General features: G+C 62.1%; 10 protein-coding genes. 5 read left to right on the top strand and 5 right to left on the bottom strand.

Annotated features, from left to right (window positions below; translation table 11 throughout):
- The 3 genes from OES25_02560 to OES25_02550 form a co-directional block, all read left to right on the top strand.
- The coding region (locus OES25_02560) for a hypothetical protein (protein ID MDH3626525.1) at window positions 1-253 on the top strand (253 nt) is incomplete at its 5' end.
- A gap of 94 nt (window positions 254-347) precedes the next feature.
- Window positions 348-2,420, top strand: a complete 2,073-nt coding sequence (locus OES25_02555) for a prolyl oligopeptidase family serine peptidase (GenBank protein ID MDH3626524.1) — start codon at window positions 348-350, stop codon at window positions 2,418-2,420.
- Window positions 2,421-2,544: 124 nt separating this feature from the next.
- Entirely contained in the window at window positions 2,545-3,021 is a 477-nt protein-coding gene (locus tag OES25_02550; protein ID MDH3626523.1) for an SRPBCC domain-containing protein, read from the top strand.
- Window positions 3,022-3,067: 46 nt separating this feature from the next.
- Here the strand turns inward: OES25_02550 and OES25_02545 are convergent, their stop codons facing one another.
- From OES25_02545 to OES25_02535, 3 genes are all read right to left on the bottom strand, one after another.
- Entirely contained in the window at window positions 3,068-5,140 is a 2,073-nt protein-coding gene (locus tag OES25_02545) for a DUF1129 domain-containing protein (GenBank protein MDH3626522.1), read from the bottom strand.
- A gap of 90 nt (window positions 5,141-5,230) precedes the next feature.
- On the bottom strand, window positions 5,231-7,849 hold the full coding sequence (locus tag OES25_02540; protein MDH3626521.1) for a serine/threonine-protein kinase: 2,619 nt from the start codon (window positions 7,847-7,849) through the stop codon (window positions 5,231-5,233).
- Between the two features lie 639 nt (window positions 7,850-8,488).
- The gene (locus OES25_02535) at window positions 8,489-8,842 is read right to left on the bottom strand and encodes a hypothetical protein (protein ID MDH3626520.1); all 354 of its coding nucleotides are present in this window, start codon (window positions 8,840-8,842) and stop codon (window positions 8,489-8,491) included.
- Between the two features lie 141 nt (window positions 8,843-8,983).
- Here OES25_02535 and OES25_02530 point away from each other — a divergent pair, with 141 nt between their 5' ends.
- Complete coding sequence (locus tag OES25_02530) at window positions 8,984-9,460, top strand: zf-TFIIB domain-containing protein (protein MDH3626519.1); 477 nt, start codon at window positions 8,984-8,986, stop codon at window positions 9,458-9,460.
- 24 nt (window positions 9,461-9,484) lie between these two features.
- Here OES25_02530 and OES25_02525 read toward each other — a convergent pair whose 3' ends face one another.
- Together OES25_02525 and OES25_02520 are read right to left on the bottom strand one after the other, a co-directional pair.
- The gene (locus tag OES25_02525) at window positions 9,485-10,465 is read right to left on the bottom strand and encodes an NAD(P)-dependent alcohol dehydrogenase (GenBank protein ID MDH3626518.1); all 981 of its coding nucleotides are present in this window, start codon (window positions 10,463-10,465) and stop codon (window positions 9,485-9,487) included.
- A 43-nt stretch (window positions 10,466-10,508) separates the two neighbouring features.
- A complete protein-coding gene (locus OES25_02520) occupies window positions 10,509-10,805 on the bottom strand; it encodes a hypothetical protein (GenBank protein MDH3626517.1) in 297 nt (98 codons plus the stop codon).
- A gap of 250 nt (window positions 10,806-11,055) precedes the next feature.
- Here OES25_02520 and OES25_02515 point away from each other — a divergent pair, with 250 nt between their 5' ends.
- Complete coding sequence (locus OES25_02515; GenBank protein ID MDH3626516.1) at window positions 11,056-17,475, top strand: hypothetical protein; 6,420 nt, start codon at window positions 11,056-11,058, stop codon at window positions 17,473-17,475.
- Window positions 17,476-17,480: the final 5 nt, after the last annotated feature.

The following is a 17,480-nucleotide window of genomic DNA, read 5'->3' as shown; positions in this document are numbered from 1 at the left end:
CGACACCGGCGATCTGTTCTGCGATCCGGGTTGCGGCGGCTACGACACCTCATCTTGCCGTGATTGGCAGTGCGGGAACAACATCTGCGAGTTGAGCGCCGGCGAGGACTGCGTCTCCTGCGAGGCCGACTGCAACGGCGTCCAGGGGGGCAACCCGAATGGTCGCTACTGCTGCGGCGACGGCGACGGCGACACCCCGGTCAATTGTTCCGACCCTCGCTGCACCGCAAGCGGAAATACCTGCGATCCCTGACCAAAAAGGGGACAGATTTATTTTCTGTATAATTGGGGACAGATTTATTTTTCGTGAGAAAAAATAAATCTGTCCCCTTTTTAGGAGCTGCCCCATGCGTCGACGATTCCTGGCTACCGTTCTGTTTGCATCCTTGCTTGGCGCAGTCGCGATGGCCAAGGACAACGACCCCTATCTGTGGCTCGAGGAGGTCGAGGGTGAGAAGGCCCTGGCCTGGGCCGTGGAGCAGAGCGCGGCGACGGTCGCCGAGTTCGAGGCGGTGCCCGAGTTCGAGGATATTCACGAGCAGCTCCTCGAGATCTTCAATTCGCAAGATCGGATTCCCGGACCGTCGATCAGGGGCGCGTGGGTCTACAACTACTGGCAAGACAGCGATCACGTCCGTGGCATCTGGCGTCGCACGTTCCTCGACGAGTACCTCAAGGAGTCGCCCGCCTGGGAGATCGTTCTCGATCTTGACGCTCTGGCGGAAGCCGAGGAAGAGAACTGGGTCTGGAAGGGCTCCAACTGCCTGTCGCCGGAATACCGCCATTGCATGCTGACGCTCTCCCGCGGCGGTGGCGATGCGTCGGTGCGTCGTGAATTCGACACCGTTGCCAAACAGTTTGTGGATGACGGGTTCGTCGTCCCCGAGGCCAAGGCCAACGTCAGCTGGAAGGACAAGGACACGCTGTGGCTCGGAACCGACTTCGGCGAAGGCACGCTGACCCGATCCGGCTATCCCCGTTTCACCAAGGAGTGGAAGCGGGGCACCGCCATGGAATCGGCCACCACGGTCTTCGAGGGTTCCGTGGATGACGTCTCGGTCAGCGCCTACAGCATGCACACGCCGGAAGGTCGTTTTGATTTCGTCAGCCAGACACCGGCGTTTTTTCGCGGGACGACGTTCTTCCGCATGGACGAGCGACTGATCAAGGTCGACATCCCCGAGGACGCCTACCTGCAGGGTATCTTCAAGGATCAACTACTGATCGCGCTGCGTTCGGATTGGACGGTCGGGGGTACGACCTATCCCGGCGACGCGCTGCTTGCCATCGATCTCGATGACTTCCTCGCGGGCAAACGCGACTTCGAGACCTTGTTCGTGCCGCAGGAGCGTGTATCTCTGGGTCGTGTGAGCAGCACGAAGAATCATCTGTTGCTTACGACGCTCGATAACGTTCGCGGTCGACTTTACCGACTGACACCCGGCGAGAACGGATGGGAGAGCAAGGAGATCTCGCTGCCGGGTCTCGGTACCATCCGTCTGGGGAGCAGTGGGGATGTCGACGACAACTTCTTCTTCACCTACACCGACTTCATGACTCCTTCCAGTCTCTACCTCGTTCGTGACGGTGGGGAACCTCAGGCGATCAAATCATCGCCGGAGTGGTTCGACACCGACGGCATGTCGGTGGAACAGCTCGAAGCGGCGTCCGTCGATGGTACGAAGATCCCGTACTTCGTCTTCAAGCCCAAGGGGTTCAAGGCCGACGGCAGTCACCCGACACTGCTCTACGGTTACGGCGGCTTCGAGATCTCCCAGGTGCCGCGCTACTCCAGCACGACCGGCACGTCCTGGGTCTCCCGCGGTGGCGTCTACGTGGTGGCCAATATCCGCGGCGGCGGCGAGTTCGGCCCCAAGTGGCACACGGCAGCGGTGAAAGAGAAACACCAGACCAACTTCGACGACTTCGCGGCGGTTGCGGAAGATCTCATCAAGCGAAAGATCACCTCGGCCGATCACCTGGGCATCATGGGTGGGTCCCAGGGTGGACTCCTCGTCGGCGGCACCTTCGTCCAACGACCGGAGCTGTTCAAGGCGGTGGTCTGTCTCGTCCCGCTTCTGGACATGAAGCGCTACAACAAGCTACTGGCCGGGAACAGCTGGATGGCCGAGTACGGCAACCCCGACACCGACGACTGGAATTACATCAAGACGTGGTCGCCGTACCACAACCTCGACAAGAAGACGGACTACCCGCAGGTCTTCTTCGCGACGTCGACCCGCGACGACCGGGTGCATCCCGCTCACGCGCGGAAGATGGTGGCGCGGATGCTGGCGATGGGGAAGCCTGTCTACTACTACGAGAACACCGAGGGTGGACATGCGGCGGCGGCCAATCTCAATCAGCGGGCCTACATGTCGGCGCTGAACTTCGCCTACCTGTGGAAGATGTTGCGCTAAAAGGGGACACGCTAAAAGGGGACAGATTTATTTTTCGCAGAGAAAAATAAATCTGTCCCCTTTGTTCTCCGCTTGAGTTGTTGCGATTGAAGACCGGCCCGGAAACCAACACGGGGGGAAGCTCATGAGCACCGCGACGATCGTCGACCTTGAGATGGAGGTGCGCATCGCGGCGCCCGTCGACAAGGTCTGGCAGGCACTGACCGACGACATCGGCGCCTGGTGGCCAAACGAGTTCTACACCGGTGGCGACTCCGAGACCCGCACCTACACCCTCGAGGCCCGACCCGGAGGTCGGATGTTCGAGCAGTGGAAGAACGGCGGTGGGACGCTGTGGGGCACGGTGGTGTCGCTGGACCCCGGGAAGATGCTGCAGGTGCTGGGCTCCAGCTTCCCCAACTGGGGCGGTCCGACTTTCGGCTTCGGCACCTGGACCCTCGAGTCCGCCGGCGACGATACGGTCCTGCGCTTCAGCGAAAGCACCATGGGGCGTGTGTCGGACCAGACGAAGGAAAGCAAGGCCAAGGGTTGGGACTTCCTGTTCGAGAAGGCGATGAAGAGCCACCTCGAGGGTCGACCGATTCCGGCGTGGGAAGACTAGGTCGACCGGGCAGTGGATCCGGTGAGTGTCTTGAATGTAAGCAGGCTCATGGCTCCCGGTTCCTCATCAAGACCACTGCGGTGATGGCGATAAGAAAAAGGACGGATTGCATGAAGAACAATGTATCGACGGAAGGGCGTAGCAGTTGCAGGAGTTGGCTCACGACGACGGTGCCGACGAACCACGCGATCCGTCGGGGACGTCCCGACGCAAACGGGACAAGCAAGATAAACGCGATCAGGTAGTACGACGCCAGATCGGTCAACACCATCAACGGCAGGATCCCGGCGGCGACGGTCTCCCACTCGGCGCGCCGAGTTCGCAACACGAACCACGCGAACAACCCAACCAACGCGGCAGCGACGATGAAATAGACCGGCCGACGCGCGGCGAACGTATCGTGACGACCCTTTTCCCAGCGCGCGAAGTCGTCGAGTCTTCCTGTCAGCACCTTCGACTGGGTATTCGACGGGCTCCAAGACAGTGCGGCTCGAAGGCCGACATGGTTCCCCAACGGGGACGCGGAGTGCTTGCGCAGGTTGTCGGAGAACCCCGACCAGTTCTTTAGACCACCGTCGGACAACGCACCGAACGACACCCCCACGACGACTGCCAATAGCCCACCGACCACCAGGCCGGTGATTGACTTCGTCAGCTTACGTCGACGCAAGAGGTCCCGTCCTGCGATCAAGAGCGGTCCGGCAACCAGTACCGATGGAAACGCCCGTAGCAACGTCGAGACACCCAGTGCGAATCCGGCAAATCGGAACCGCGATCGATGCAACAGGCAGATGGACAACACGGCGAAGAGTATCCAGGGCGTGCGGCCGAAGGCGCCCCCCGTCCAGTCGTACTGCCACGGGAACCCGATCCCCCAGACCAAGGCTGCCAAAGCCGTGGTCTGCAACCCGAACGCCCACGCGATCGCTCCGAACATGAGCACATAGAATGCGAAATCCAGAGCCGCGAGCCACCCGAGTTGTTGGCTCATCGATCCGCGCTCGACGACCAGACGACCGGCGGCGGTCCACACCGGCGTCGCGTTGTAGCCGTGGTCGCGAAAGATCGAACTCCACGAACCGGGATAGTCCTTGCTTCGATAGAACTCGACGTCCGCGGTGAACTCTTTCCATCGCTCGGGACTGAACGCCTGATGACATCGCTCGGACGCCGCCAGTGCACGGGTCGCCGACTCAAGGACGTTGGTCTCGAGATTTCGGATCATCCGACGCTCGACGAAGCTCCGGCGTCCCGATTCGGCCTCTGCGACCTCCGAACAATGGTAGAGACCGGTGTAACGGTTCTCGGGGAAGTACTTGGCCCCCATGACGTAGTGGTAGGTGTCGTGAAGATGCACGACGTTCGGGCCGTGAAACGTGCCGAAGTTGATCCAGGCCAACCCACCACTGATCGCGATCGCCACCAGCAGCGCACGCTCGTACGGTAACGGGGAAAGGGATCGCTTGCTTCGGTGTGCGACGACCAGCAGGATCAGGCCACCGACGACGCCAAGGCCGCTCTTCCAGAGTGCCAGGCGTCGCTTGCGGTCGGCGGACCATGCGCCGTCCCGCACCGTGCCCTCGCGGCGTTCGAATGCCGGCGGCCATGGGGTCGGCGTCCCGCAGTAGGCCGCGATCTCACCGATGCTGAAGTCGCCGTCCCCCGCCCCCGGCTCCACGCGAAGGAATCGAAGCGTGAAATCGAATCCGGTGGCGTACCGCATCTGCATGCCGGCCGGACCGACGGCGGGAATCTCTTCCAGCGGCTGCCACTGCCGCCCGTCCGTCGATCCGCTCAGTCGGTAACTGTCATTGGCATCCGCTTGCAGGAAGATCGAGTGGACCGGGATCGTCTGCGGTAACTCGAAGACCACGTATCCCATCGATGTGAACAGCGTGTTTCGATCGCTTAGCCAGTGTCCACCCTCGGGCCCCAGGACTCCGTCCGTCAACCGCTCGGTGTGATAGGCGTCGTACGCCTCCTTGATCGTCGCCTGCCCGAGCACGTTGCCAGCGGGGCAATCGGTCTGAGAGTACGTCGGTTGGCAGCCAAACGCGACCCAAACCAACAGCACTAAACCGTTGCGGATTCGCTTGCTCGCAGGATCTACGCGGGTCATGGCGGGAGGTTAGCACGGAGGCCTGGACACACCGCGTTAGAATCTCGGTCAGGCACGACGGGAGGGCTTCGAGGCCGACGGCTCGCCCGGTTAGTCCGTGCGCTTCAACTCGATCAATACGACGTCGACGTTCTCGCGTAGTCTATCGAAGACGATTCGGCTTCCGTCCGGCGTAACATCGAAAGACATCATCGTGTCCGTACCGCCGAGTTCGGTCAGTCGTCGACTCCTGAGCGTGGTCAGGTCGAGAAGCCAGAAGTCCTGGGCAGACCCCTGGCCCTGCATGTAGACAAGGCCCGTACCATCCGGAAGAAAGCGTGCACGCTGTCCCCAACGAAACAAATCGATCTCGGGAAATCTCACTGGCTCCCCATCGGGACGGACGGCCAGGAGCGGCGTGACAACGTTGACCTGCGCGCCGGTGTAGGCGATGAGATTCCCTTCCGGTGACCAGACGGGATTCAGCGCCTCCCCATCGACGATGCGCTCGGCGGCGCCACCCCCCACAGGAATCTTGAACAAACCCTCCACGCCTGCTTCGTACCCGCCGGTTACGATCCATTTTCCATCGGGTGACCACGCGGCAGCACCTCGCGCGTCAATGGTCTCGGACAGCAGTCGCAAGCGGGTGCCGTCGGCTCCAAGCGTGTGAAGCCGCCATCGTTCCTCGTTACGAAGGAGTAGAACGACCGTCTCGCCATCCGGTGACACCGCAGCCGGCTCGAGCAGCGCCGTCTTGCTGCCCCTCCAGATCTCCGAGGGTTTACCGCCGGAGTAGCGCCATAACCCGTCGCCACTTCCCCGCGACGACAGATAGAACATCGACGAGCCACCGAAGCGCGGCGAGAGTGCGCGGGGCGTCTGCAAGTCGGTGATCGGCTGCGCGTCACCCTCGGTCGCGGGGCGTTCCTGGATCGGCACACTCCAGAGCGTCGACCGTGCATCCTGAACGGTGACTACCAGGCGGCGTCCGTTGGCGCTGGCCGATATCGACGCGTACTGCTCCAGCCCGATACTTGCGCGTCGAGAGACTCCCGTCCGAACATCCAGCGCCCACAACCAGGGTCCCGCACCGTCGGTATCCCGCGCGCTGTAGAGCACGGTGTTTGCGTCGATCGGCGTTGGAGACCGTACGTCCAGTTTGCCGTGGGTTACCTGCTCTAGATCTTCGCCGTTCACACGCACTCGCCAGAGGTCCATCTCGAGGGTTGCCGGGCGTCCGCGAGCCATGTAGATCCACAGCCCGTCGGCGGACCAGACCGGGTAGTGTTGGTGGGTTCCCGCAGGTGGACTGAGGATCTTGCGGCTGTTGGTCTCGTTGCTATCGGCGATGTAGAGCGGGTCTCCTGCGACGCGCTCGTGGTAGACAATCTGAGTGCCGTCGGGAGACCACGCCACGGTGACCGATTCCTCGCTCAGGAAATTGCGGACCGATCCCCCGAGCAGAGGCATCATGCGCACCCTCCGCAACGGACCGCCGCCGAGCCAGATCTCCGAACCGTCGCTGTTGAACCCGACGCTGCGCACCGCTGCGCGGGCATCGTCCATTGTGAAATCGTCCGAATTGAGCTTGCGAAAATCGCCGGCGCCGATCTGACCCACGTAGAGCTGGAACGGCCCGTCGCGATCCGAAACGAACGTGACAAACCTGCCATCCGGTGAGATCGCGGCGTCGTACTCCGCTCCGGGGAAATCCGTGACCCTGGTAAACCGCGCGCCGGCCAGCGGATTCGCGTCCTCGGCTTCGGCCTTGTCGGCCGTCGGCCACAGCGCGGCCGTGAGTGCGGTCGTCGCGGCGATTGCCAGCACGGCGATGGCGATCCAGTAGCCGCGGGAAGAACGGACGACAGAAGGTAAATCCGGGTCCGTCGCCTCCAGCTCGATGCGAGCGTCGGCGATGTGGTGCAGTCGATGACGCGGATCCTTGGATAGGCAGCGTTGCAACAACCGTCGCAGGGCCGGCGTCGTCCCCTCCGGCAACCGCGTCCAATCCGGCTCCGTGTGCAGGATGGCCCCGATCGAATCGGACACGGTCTTGCCGCCAAATAGCACCTGTTGAGTCAGGCACTCCCACAACACACACCCGAACGACCAGATGTCGCTTCGTTCGTCCACGTCCTGCCCGCGGGCTTGCTCCGGGCTCATGTAACCCGCCGTGCCCAGCAACATCCCGGCCACCGATCCCACCGAGGTCATCGTCGGGGAGAGCGATGGGTCGCCGCTCTCCGCCTCCAGGGTCTTGGCCAGACCGAAGTCCAGAATCTTGACCGTGCCATCGGGCGTGACCCGAATGTTGGCAGGCTTGAGGTCGCGATGAACCACGCCACGCCCGTGGGCCGCCTCGAGCGCCCTGGCGACCTGTCCCGCAATGCCGATGACTTCCTCTATGGAGAGCCTTCCCCGGCTGATTCGCTGTGCAAGATCTTCTCCGGGAACGAGCTCCATCGCCAGGAACCTCGTGTCGTCCGAACGATGCACCCCGAAGACGGTGGCCAGGTTAGGATGATTCAACGACGCCAACAGTTTGGCCTCTCGTTCGAAGCGGGCCAGTCGCTCGGCGTTCCCCGCAAATGCGGCGGGCAGGACCTTGATCGCGACCTCGCGATCGAGGGTCGTGTCCAACGCTTTCCAGACGACACCCATGCCGCCCTCGCCGATCTTCTCGGTAAGGCGGTAGTGCAATAGGGTTTGTCCGGGTTCGATCGTCACCGCCGTCTCCATCGTCAAACACAGCGCTGCACAGACCGATTCTATCCTCTAGGATCCACCGCATGTGGAAAAGACAAGAGCGAGGCCTCACGAGTCCCCAGCTGAGCCCTCTGACCCGGCGAGGGGCGGGCGGTCCGGGGGACTGCCGAGACGGAACACAAGTTTGAGTACAGCCAACGTTGGATTCCGAATGAGATCGAGCGAGCGAAACTGCGGACCACGCTGACCTATCGGGTCGTCCCGCGGCTGGCGCTGGGTGTCGAGTACAACCCGTTATCGGACGAAGACAAGGTCGGCCCACTGCTCAACTTCGTAGCGGTCGAGGAGACCGAGAAACGACCGGCGCTACGTCATCGGCGGTCTGAGAGCCGATTTCGACAAGGGGTTCTCGTCGACCCTTTTATGGGATGGGGTCAACCTTCACCCGACCGTCGACTACCGCCACAAACGACGCGTGTTCACCTTCTTACCGGCATCGATGGAACACCCCGGCGTCGCGTACAGCATCGCTTTCTAGGCGGGCACAACAAGGGTCAGAGCTGTTTTTCATCTGCCGCCCCGGCTAACGCGACCGTGTCGCCCCGTCGCACCGTTGATGCCGGCGCTGCCGTTCCTCTCACGGTCGGCTGGAGTCAGCCGTCAGATCGCCCGCGTGATCCTTCGCGGCCACGGCGCCGACTCGACGACGGTGACGGAGCGGGTCGCCCGGATTCGCTCGTTGCGCGCGTAGCCGACCGGGATCGTCTGCGGTAACTCGAAGACCACGTATCCCATCGACGTGAACAGCGTGTTTCGATCGCTTAGCCAGTGTCCACCCTCGGGACCCAGGACTCCGTCCGTCAACCGCTCCGTGTGATAGGCGTCGTACGCCTCCTTGATCGTCGCCTGCCCGAGCACGTTTCCAGCGGGGCGATCGGTCTGAGAGAACGTCGGTTGGCAGCCGAGCACCACCCACGCCAGCAGCGAGAGGACGAAGCGAATCCGCGGGTTCATGGGCGGAGATTACCACGGCGGGCTGGACACTCCGGAGCAGAATCACTGCCGGTGCGCCGGTCGCGGTGTGGACGGATTTGGTTCTAAAATAGGGTCTAAAATAAATCTGTCCCCTTTTTGTCCAGGAGATGACTTCTCATCATGATGAAACAGGTTCCATGTCCAAAATGCGGCTGGTCTTTTCAGGAAGAGGAGCAGCGCGGCATCCGCTACGGGCGCTGCAAGACCTGCGACGGACTGTGGTTTGACTCCCTTGCGCTCGACGCCCTGTTCGCCGAGTTTTCCACGATCCAACACGAGGGCAGCATCGAGGAGTTCATGAGTCCCGCGTTTGGCGAAGCTAGCGCCCTTGTGTGTGGGATCTGCGACACGGCGATGATGCGCGGAACTCAGGACAAGATCGCGATCGACTGGTGCGGCGGTTGCAGTGCCGTGTTCCTGGATCACGGAGAGTTGGAGAAACTCCTCTCCTGGCGGAAGGATCGAGGCGCTGCGGAACGGCGACGTTTCGGCCGTGCCGCCCTCGAAGAGCTTGTCGATATCTTCATTTCCTTCGAGCCGTGGCTCTCCTACTTGGCCCGCAATAGGGTCGAACTACCGGACCCACCGACCGACTAGGAAAACGGGTGAGAGGAAACCCTATCAGGCAGGGCCCATCGTCAAGACAACGTTCCCCTTCTTGCGGCCCGATTCCACGTAGTGATGAGCCTCGACGGCCTGTTCCAGGGGGAAGGATCGGTCGATGATCGACCGGAGTTTGCCGGATTCGATGAGCTCTCGCAGGTGGTTCAATTCGTCGACCGTCTCCGGTGCGAACTGCACGATCACGTCCTTGTCACTCGTCATCGATATCCACGGCGCGCGGAACATCTGAAAGAGACCCGCCGGGTTGGTCAATAGATATCTTCCACCGCTGTTGAGGGTTCGAATCCCTCGAGACAGCGAGCTCTTGGCCACCACATTGAAGATCACGTCGTAGGTCTCGCCGTTATCCGTGTAGTCTTCTTGCGTGTAGTCGATGACATGATCCGCCCCGAGCTCGCGCAACATGTCCAGCTTCTCCGTGCTATCGACGCCGGTCACCGTCGCTCCCATCAGCTTGGCCAGCTGCACGGCGAAGGTCCCGAAAGCTCCGCCTGCTCCGTTGATGAGGACCTTCTCACCTTTCCTGATTTTCGCTTTCTGGAGGTAGTGCCACGCGTTGAGCCCACCGAGGGGCACGGCTGAGGCCTCCTTGTGGGTCATGTTGGTGGGTTTCGTCGCGATCGTGAAGCGGCTAGGTAGGCAGACGTACTCGGCGTATGCACCGAAGCGAACGCCGGAAGCGGCAAACACCTGGTCGCCTACCTGAAACTGTTCAACGTCTGAGCCGACGGCTTCGATTTCTCCGGAGAAATACGCGCCGAGGATCTGCTTGCGCGGCTTCGTGAGTCCGAAGAACAAGCGGATGATGAACCAGATCACGTTCGGAATTTCGGACCGACGCATCTCGCAATCGCCGGTATTGACGGTTGTGGCAGCGATCCGGATGAGGACCTCTTTCGCCCCCGGAGTCGGCTTCACAACCTCCCTGAGTGTGAGGACCTCGGGGGGCCCGTACTCTGTGTGAACGACGGCTTTCATGGCTCGATCTTGTCCCGATGGTGATGGATTTGAGTGTAACAAATCAGTTTGGCGAGAAACGCCCCGTAAGGGCCGCAACACGCCTGAAGAAGATCGTTGCCGATAGGTCCATGTCCACCCTGGCCTGGAGTTGTTGTGCCGTCGCGACGGTGTCGATCCCGTCATCAGACTCGACACAGGTCGGCGTGCCAAAGTCCGTGCTGTCGGTGGATCGAAGAACGTCGTACAGCGGCGTGCCCCAACCGGCGGCGGCGCGATGCTGGCTCTCGGACGCGGAGGCCCACGCCAGGAACGCCCTGAGGATCTGGCAAACGGCGGACTTCGTCGAACCCCGACTCATCCAACGCGCCAAGGCCCTCGCCCGATAGAAAAGAGGAAAAGGGGACAGATTTATTTTCCGCTCCGCGGGAAAATAAATCTGTCCCCTTTTCCTGCCCCCTTTTCCGTCTCCCGTAGGGGTTTTTCTTTCAATTTCGGCGGGTTTTCCTGATGGGCCGCCGTTAGGCGGTGTCGTACAAAGTAGGGGTCTGCGGAGTCCGCTCTGCCCGGGGCGACGTTCGTGCGACGGCCCAAACCGAGGAGAGATCGACATGCGTGGCTGGCCCTGGATCGCAACCCTTCTTGTCCTGTCGATGCCATGGATTCCGACTGCAGCGGACGACAGCGACTGCGCGACGGACGGCACCGAAAAGCCCTATTCCAGGCTGGAACCGTCCGTTCCGGGCAGTGGGCGACATGCGCTGAAACTGGCAGAGGCTCCGATCCGCCGTCCCGGCGAGGCGACCGTCGAATCCCTGGCGAAAGTGCCCGCCTCCGATCTGACCTGGGGCCGTTGGCTCCCGGGCTACCGACCGATCACCGCCCTGGCCCACGAACAGCTGGAGCTCTGGAAAGCCCGCCAGGTGGCCGGATCGGTGCAGATCCCCAACGCCTCCAACAGCAACTACGGGAATAACCTTATTAACGGCACTCGCGTTCCCCGGCCGCCGATTGAGGAGATCGAGTACATCGTCCGGGAGACGACCTACCCGATCTCGACCATCGATCTGCGGGACCTGGACCTCGACATCAACGCACGGACCACGCCGCCGAAAGCCGACGAGTCCCACAACGAGCCGGCCTCCGAGTACCACCCGCTGTCCGGTATGACCCTGAATGACTACATCACCCTCAAGCAGTTGGCCGAGAGCTCTCCGGCTACGCCCGACGCACAGCTAGCGACGGTGAATACGAGCCACGCGCCGGTCAGCGACGGTGTGTCGTTCGACGCCATTCCCTCAAACTTCACCAGTGTCCCGCCGGACCCGATCATGACCGCGGGCCCCAGTCACCTGGTAGCCATCGTGAACACGCGGTACCGGGTCTGGGACAAGACCGGTACACCGCTGATCGCGGAGATCGACCTGGACACGTTTTTCAGCGGCGTCCCGAATTGCGACGGCGTATTCGACGTCTACGTCGACTACGACGAGGCCAACGACCGCTTCGTGATGGGCGGGATGACCGTCGTGGAGACGGCAGGAACGACGACGTACCTGTGTCTTGCCGCATCCGCAACTAACGATCCGACCGGTGCCTGGCACCGCGCGGGGTTCCGCGCCGATGCCAACTCGACGACCGAGTGGGTCGATTTTCCCCACATGGGTATCGGGCTGGACGAGATCTACATCTCCGGCAACATGTTCAATGACGGTGCCAACTCGTTCAACCACACTCGCGTCTTCGCCGTCGATCGCGACGCACTCTACGCCGGCAATCCGATCGCCGTCGCCGAGGCCAGTCTCGGCACGATCTTCTTCACCGCCCAACCCGTCAAGATCCGCGGCTTCACCTCCGGCGGCTGGCCGGCTCCCGGAACGCCCCATCACTTCGTCTCTCACGACGCCGGGGGGAATACACGCATCTGGCGCTGGGACAACCCCTTCTCCCAGGCCCCGACCGTTTACGGAGACGTGGCTGAGGCCGCGTTCAACGGCGTTCCACCCCAGGCCACCGAGCTCGGTGGCGGTGCGCCCAACGACACGGGATCGGCAAAGTGGCTCGACGCCGAATATCGCGACGGCCGCCTGTGGACCACACGCAATGTCGCCTGCGACCTCGGCGGTGGCAGTTCCGAGAGCTGCCTCGACTGGATCCAGATCGATGTCTCTGGACCCTCGCCGGTCCTGGAGCAGCAGCAGATCGGCGGCGCCTACGGTACCGCGGACGAGTATCGCTACTTCCCGGATCTTGCCGTCGACCGCAACAACAACATCGCGATCGGTTACACCAAGTCCGGTGACGCCTCCTACGCAGGAGTGTGGGTCACCGGGCGAGAATTCGGCGATGCCGCCGGGACGCTGCAAGCCGAAACCCTCCAGCGGGCCGGGCTCGGCAATTACACCGACGGCTCGGGTTGTGGCGGCAGCTGCGACCGCTGGGGTGACTACACCGGCATGGCGGTGGATCCGGACGGCTGTACGTTCTGGTACCTCGGACAGTACTCCGATGGTGGCAACTTCAACTGGGGCACCCACATCGGCAACTTCCGGTTCCCATCCTGTAGCGTCGACTCGACGCTACAGGTCTCAAAGGGAACGGTGTCCTGTAACGATTCACTGGACATCACGGTGACCGATTCGACGGCGATGGATGCGGCCACGGTGTCGGCCCAGACCACGATGACGACGACGGGTGGTGATTCCGAGACCGTCCCGGCCGTGAACTGGGTGGGATCGGATTGCGCCGGCCCCGACTGCACGACCTGGATGACCACCCTCATCGTGTCGGACGCCGCCGGCGCGGTCGACGACGGCACGCTCAACGTGAGCGACGGCGAGACGATCACGGCGACCTACCTCGATCCCCATGGCGGCCATGACGACCAGGCCCGCAACGTCGCGGCGACGTGCAGCACCCGTCTCGACGACGGCGGCTACCTGACCGATGGCGGCTGCGAGGGAGGCGAAGGAACGGAACTCTATCGCGAGTACCTCGATGGCGGTGAGTACATCGCCTACACGTTTGGGGTCTTTAACCCCTTGACTGCTGACCCACTCACAGACCTCGATGCGACGCTATCGATCACCGGCCCCGCCGCGAGCAAGGTGACGATTTTCAACCCCAACGTCTATATCGGATCACTGGAGCCGGGCGAACTCAGCGGACCGGTGTTCAATCTTTACATCGACCCAAGCATCGATGCAGGCGGATTGCGGCTGACCGAGAATGATTTCAACCTGACTGTGACGTCGATTGCCGACGGGTTCACTGCGCCGCAGGTTCTGACTCAGGTCCAGGTGCTACAGGGTGACGACAACATCGTACGCGAATCTGAGTGCTGGAACTTCGAAGGCGGAGCTGCCGGGTTCGTTAACGACCGCTACGTAAACAACTATACCTGCATGTTCTCCGATGGTTGCGCCGTGACGACATTCGTCAACACCATCGAGGCTCCCTGGATACACGGCAGCGGTTGCGGAAGCGAGACTCGCACCGATCACCCGTCGATGTCGTGCGACGTCGGTGGAACCGACGCGATGATGAGCAACCCAGACTCCGGTGTCTGCGGAACGTTCAATACGACCAATGACACGATCACAGACGACGTGCTTTACTCGCCAATCTTCTCTCCGGCGAACACCGGGAACGCCGGCAACGGACAACCGTGGTTCTTCGACTGGCAGTACGCCGAATGGTTCTATCGCTCGGACATGATTTCCGGAACCGATACGGCGATGGTGATGGGCATGTTCTGGGACGACGACTACCTGGGCGTCGCCACGCCGGCGGTCAACGAGGTCGACAGCCTGTACTCGTTCTTCTTCGGCTACTTCGCCTACGCCAACACAGGTTGGGAGAGTGCGACACCATGGGATTCTGCTGAACCTCCGCAGAACCTGGACGGCACTGGCTTCGGTGGTGCGCCAAAACTAGCAGAGTCCGGTCTTCAGTGGCGTTGGGCCGTCGAGGTGTACGACGCCGACTACGGAACGGACCCCGAAGCGACGCCGTCGACTGCAGGTCTCTCTCTCGATGATATGCAGTTCGTCTACGACCAGTATCACGCCGAGGAACAGCTCGGAACCTGCGCCACACCCGCGGCGGTCGTGAGTTTCGATCAGTATTCTTATCTGCAGTGCCCGGGCGACGATCTCGGAATCAATGTGATGGCCCCGGCAGCAGGCGGATCGGTTCGCGTCACCGTACGTTCGCTTGGAACCGGCGACAGCGAGACCATCGTGCTGGTCGGGCCCGGCCCGTACTTCTCGACGACGTTACCCTACTCGACGGGCGACGGGGCGAACGAGAATGACGGCACCCTGCTCGTCATTCCGTCCGACGTCTTCTCGCTGACCCATCTCGACGATCCTTCCGCCGAGGTCGCGCTTGCCGGCCTGGTCTGCTCCGGCGGCGACGTCGTCAGCGAGGGCGTGGTCGCCTTGACCGACAACGGTGACAGCGACGACTTTGCCGACCGCAACGAGACGGTCGATGTCTCACTGCGAATTAGAAACAACACCAGTCAAGATCTGGTGAATGCCAGCGTAACGATCGCGACCGACGATCCTAACGTGGACTGCGTGATCAAGGACAGCGCCTCGTTCGGTACCGTCCTGGCAAACGGTGGCACCGCGACGAACAACCTCGTCAGCGATCCGTTTACCTTCAAGATCGCCGATCAGGCCGAGTGTGCCGATCCCACGGCGCCACCCACCGCGACGTTTCAGGTGTTGATCTCGGCCGACGGCTTCGCCGGAGCCAGCCAACCTCAGGAGTTCACGCTGATTCTGGATCTCAACGATCTTCCCGGCACGATCACGTTTTCGGAGAACTTCAGCGCCGACCCGGCGGGCTTCCACCACGAGGTCGGCCCCGGCGACAAAGATCGCACCTCGACCGACATCGGTGGCCTGACCTGCAGCCCCTACGTGGACGAGTTCTTCTGGGATGCGTCCGGTGGCAATCCCGGAGGCGGCTACTTCCTGTGGCAGGATCCGGCGGACTCGTTCCCCAACGGAACCTACAGCGATCTCAACGACTCGATTTTGTATTCGCCGGTGTTCAAGGTGGGCGCTACGTCCACGACCCTCAGCTTCGATCACGAATACCTGTTCGCGTGGACCGGCACGTTCCGGCTCGACGGAGTCGTTGTGGACTACCAGGTCAACGGCGGAAGTTGGCAGAAACTCTCGACGCTTCCCTACGACGGATCGCTGATCTGGAATCTGTACTGCAACCCGTTGTGCAACGGCACCGAGTTCGGCTTCCCCTGTGAAACGGAACGACCGGAAGAAGGCGAAGACGTCTTTAACCAGTTTGACCAGGGTGTCGTCAACTGGACCAGCGTCGGCGGCGCGATCACCGGGCTCACCCCCGGCGACCTGGTTCGTGTCCGGTGGCGATTCGGCTCGATGAACTCCGCCGTCTACGGGATCAGCACCGATGGCGGTTACGGGCTGGACAACGTCAGCCTGACCAACATCGTCGAGCTTGAATGTGACAGTGCCGTGAACGCGGACACTGGATGTGGCGTGGTCTTCGACTCCGCGGGCAACCTGGTTGAGGTCTGCGGCGACGGCGATCTTCTTGTCGAACCGACCGAAACGTGGTCGGTCGATGTGACTCTGCGCAACTCGAGTGTCTCCAGCGCCGTCAACACGACCGCCGACCTGGCGACGGGAGTCGCCACGCCGCTGGCGGCGTCGATCTCTAGTCCAGGGGCGAATTTCGGAACGATCTCGGCGGCAGGGGCGACGGCGACGGCGAGCTACCAGTTCGGCGTCGATGCCGGTGCGGTGTGCATCGACGACATCGTCTTCGATGTCGAGAACATCACCGACAACGCGACCAGTCATCCCGACAAGCGTGCGGCGTTCAGCGTGGCCGTCGGCGGGCCGGGCGTTCCGGAACCCGCCACCCAGGTGACGGACCCGATCGTGGCAAGTGACGAAAGTTCGGTGACGGATCTGTCGCCGTCGATGACGACGGCCGCACCTGCGAACGACGTCAGCCTGACGTTCAACCAGAACTACACCAATTTGACACCGCAGGAAGTCGCCACCCAGGACACGGATCCGCTGATCGCGGAAAACTCGTCGGTGCTTTCAACGCTGAGCACGCTCATCACGGATCCCAACGATGCGGTCTCCGTCGACCTGGACTGGACCTCGTTGACACACGAGAAGGTCACGCAGTGCACCCGTGTCTACATCCGAACGCCGCAGGGATTCAACCTTACGCTGAAGGACTTCGACGAGGTCGCCGCGAACCCTTACGACCTGCTTGCGATCTACGGCAACCCGAACGGCGGGCCCGGCCAGTATCAGATCGGGCTCGAAGAAGAGGCCAGTGGCCCTTGCAAGATGGACGCGCAGATCTCCGGCACGACGCTCACTATCGTGGAACCGACGACCGCCGGTAGCTGGACCGCCAACGCGCAGATCAGCCTCTGGGACGGCAGCGGCTACACTGTCGTGAAACCGTTCGGCGCCGCCGACGCGCAGCCCTACGACGTGACCTCGATCTACAATGCGGCCGGCCCGGGAGCATACAAGTTGCGAGTACGTGAGGCCGGTGGCGGTGGTGTCGCCCAGCTCGCTAACGCTGTTCTGACAGCAACTGGGATCGAATGTGATCTCGGTTGCTCGACATTTGTCCCGCCGGCGCCCCCTGTCGCCGATGACATCGTTGGGATAGGTCTGCGACTGACGAAAGGCGTGGCGCCTGACGAGATCGACTTCACTTTCGACAGCGCGACGTGTTCTGCCGATCACGCCGTGGTGCTTTACGGGAATATCGGAGACTACAGCGGTTACCTGGGTGCGGTCGATTCAGGCTGCGACGCCGGGTCCGGTCCCGCAGCCACCGTGACCCACGTTGGCGACGACGTGTGGTTCATCATGCACTGGGTCAACCAGGATGGGGCGGCCGGCAGCGCCGGTTCGAGCAGTGCGGGATCGCGGAGTTGGAATGCCGTGGGTCTGTGCGGCGTGGCCTCGGACGACACATCCGATGGAGTCTGCGACTAAGATAG

The organism is Acidobacteriota bacterium (assembly GCA_029861955.1).
Taxonomy (GTDB): domain Bacteria; phylum Acidobacteriota; class Polarisedimenticolia; order Polarisedimenticolales; family Polarisedimenticolaceae; genus JAOTYK01.
Note: the sequence above shows the minus strand (reverse complement) of the source record. Positions and strands in the feature narration are given on the sequence as shown.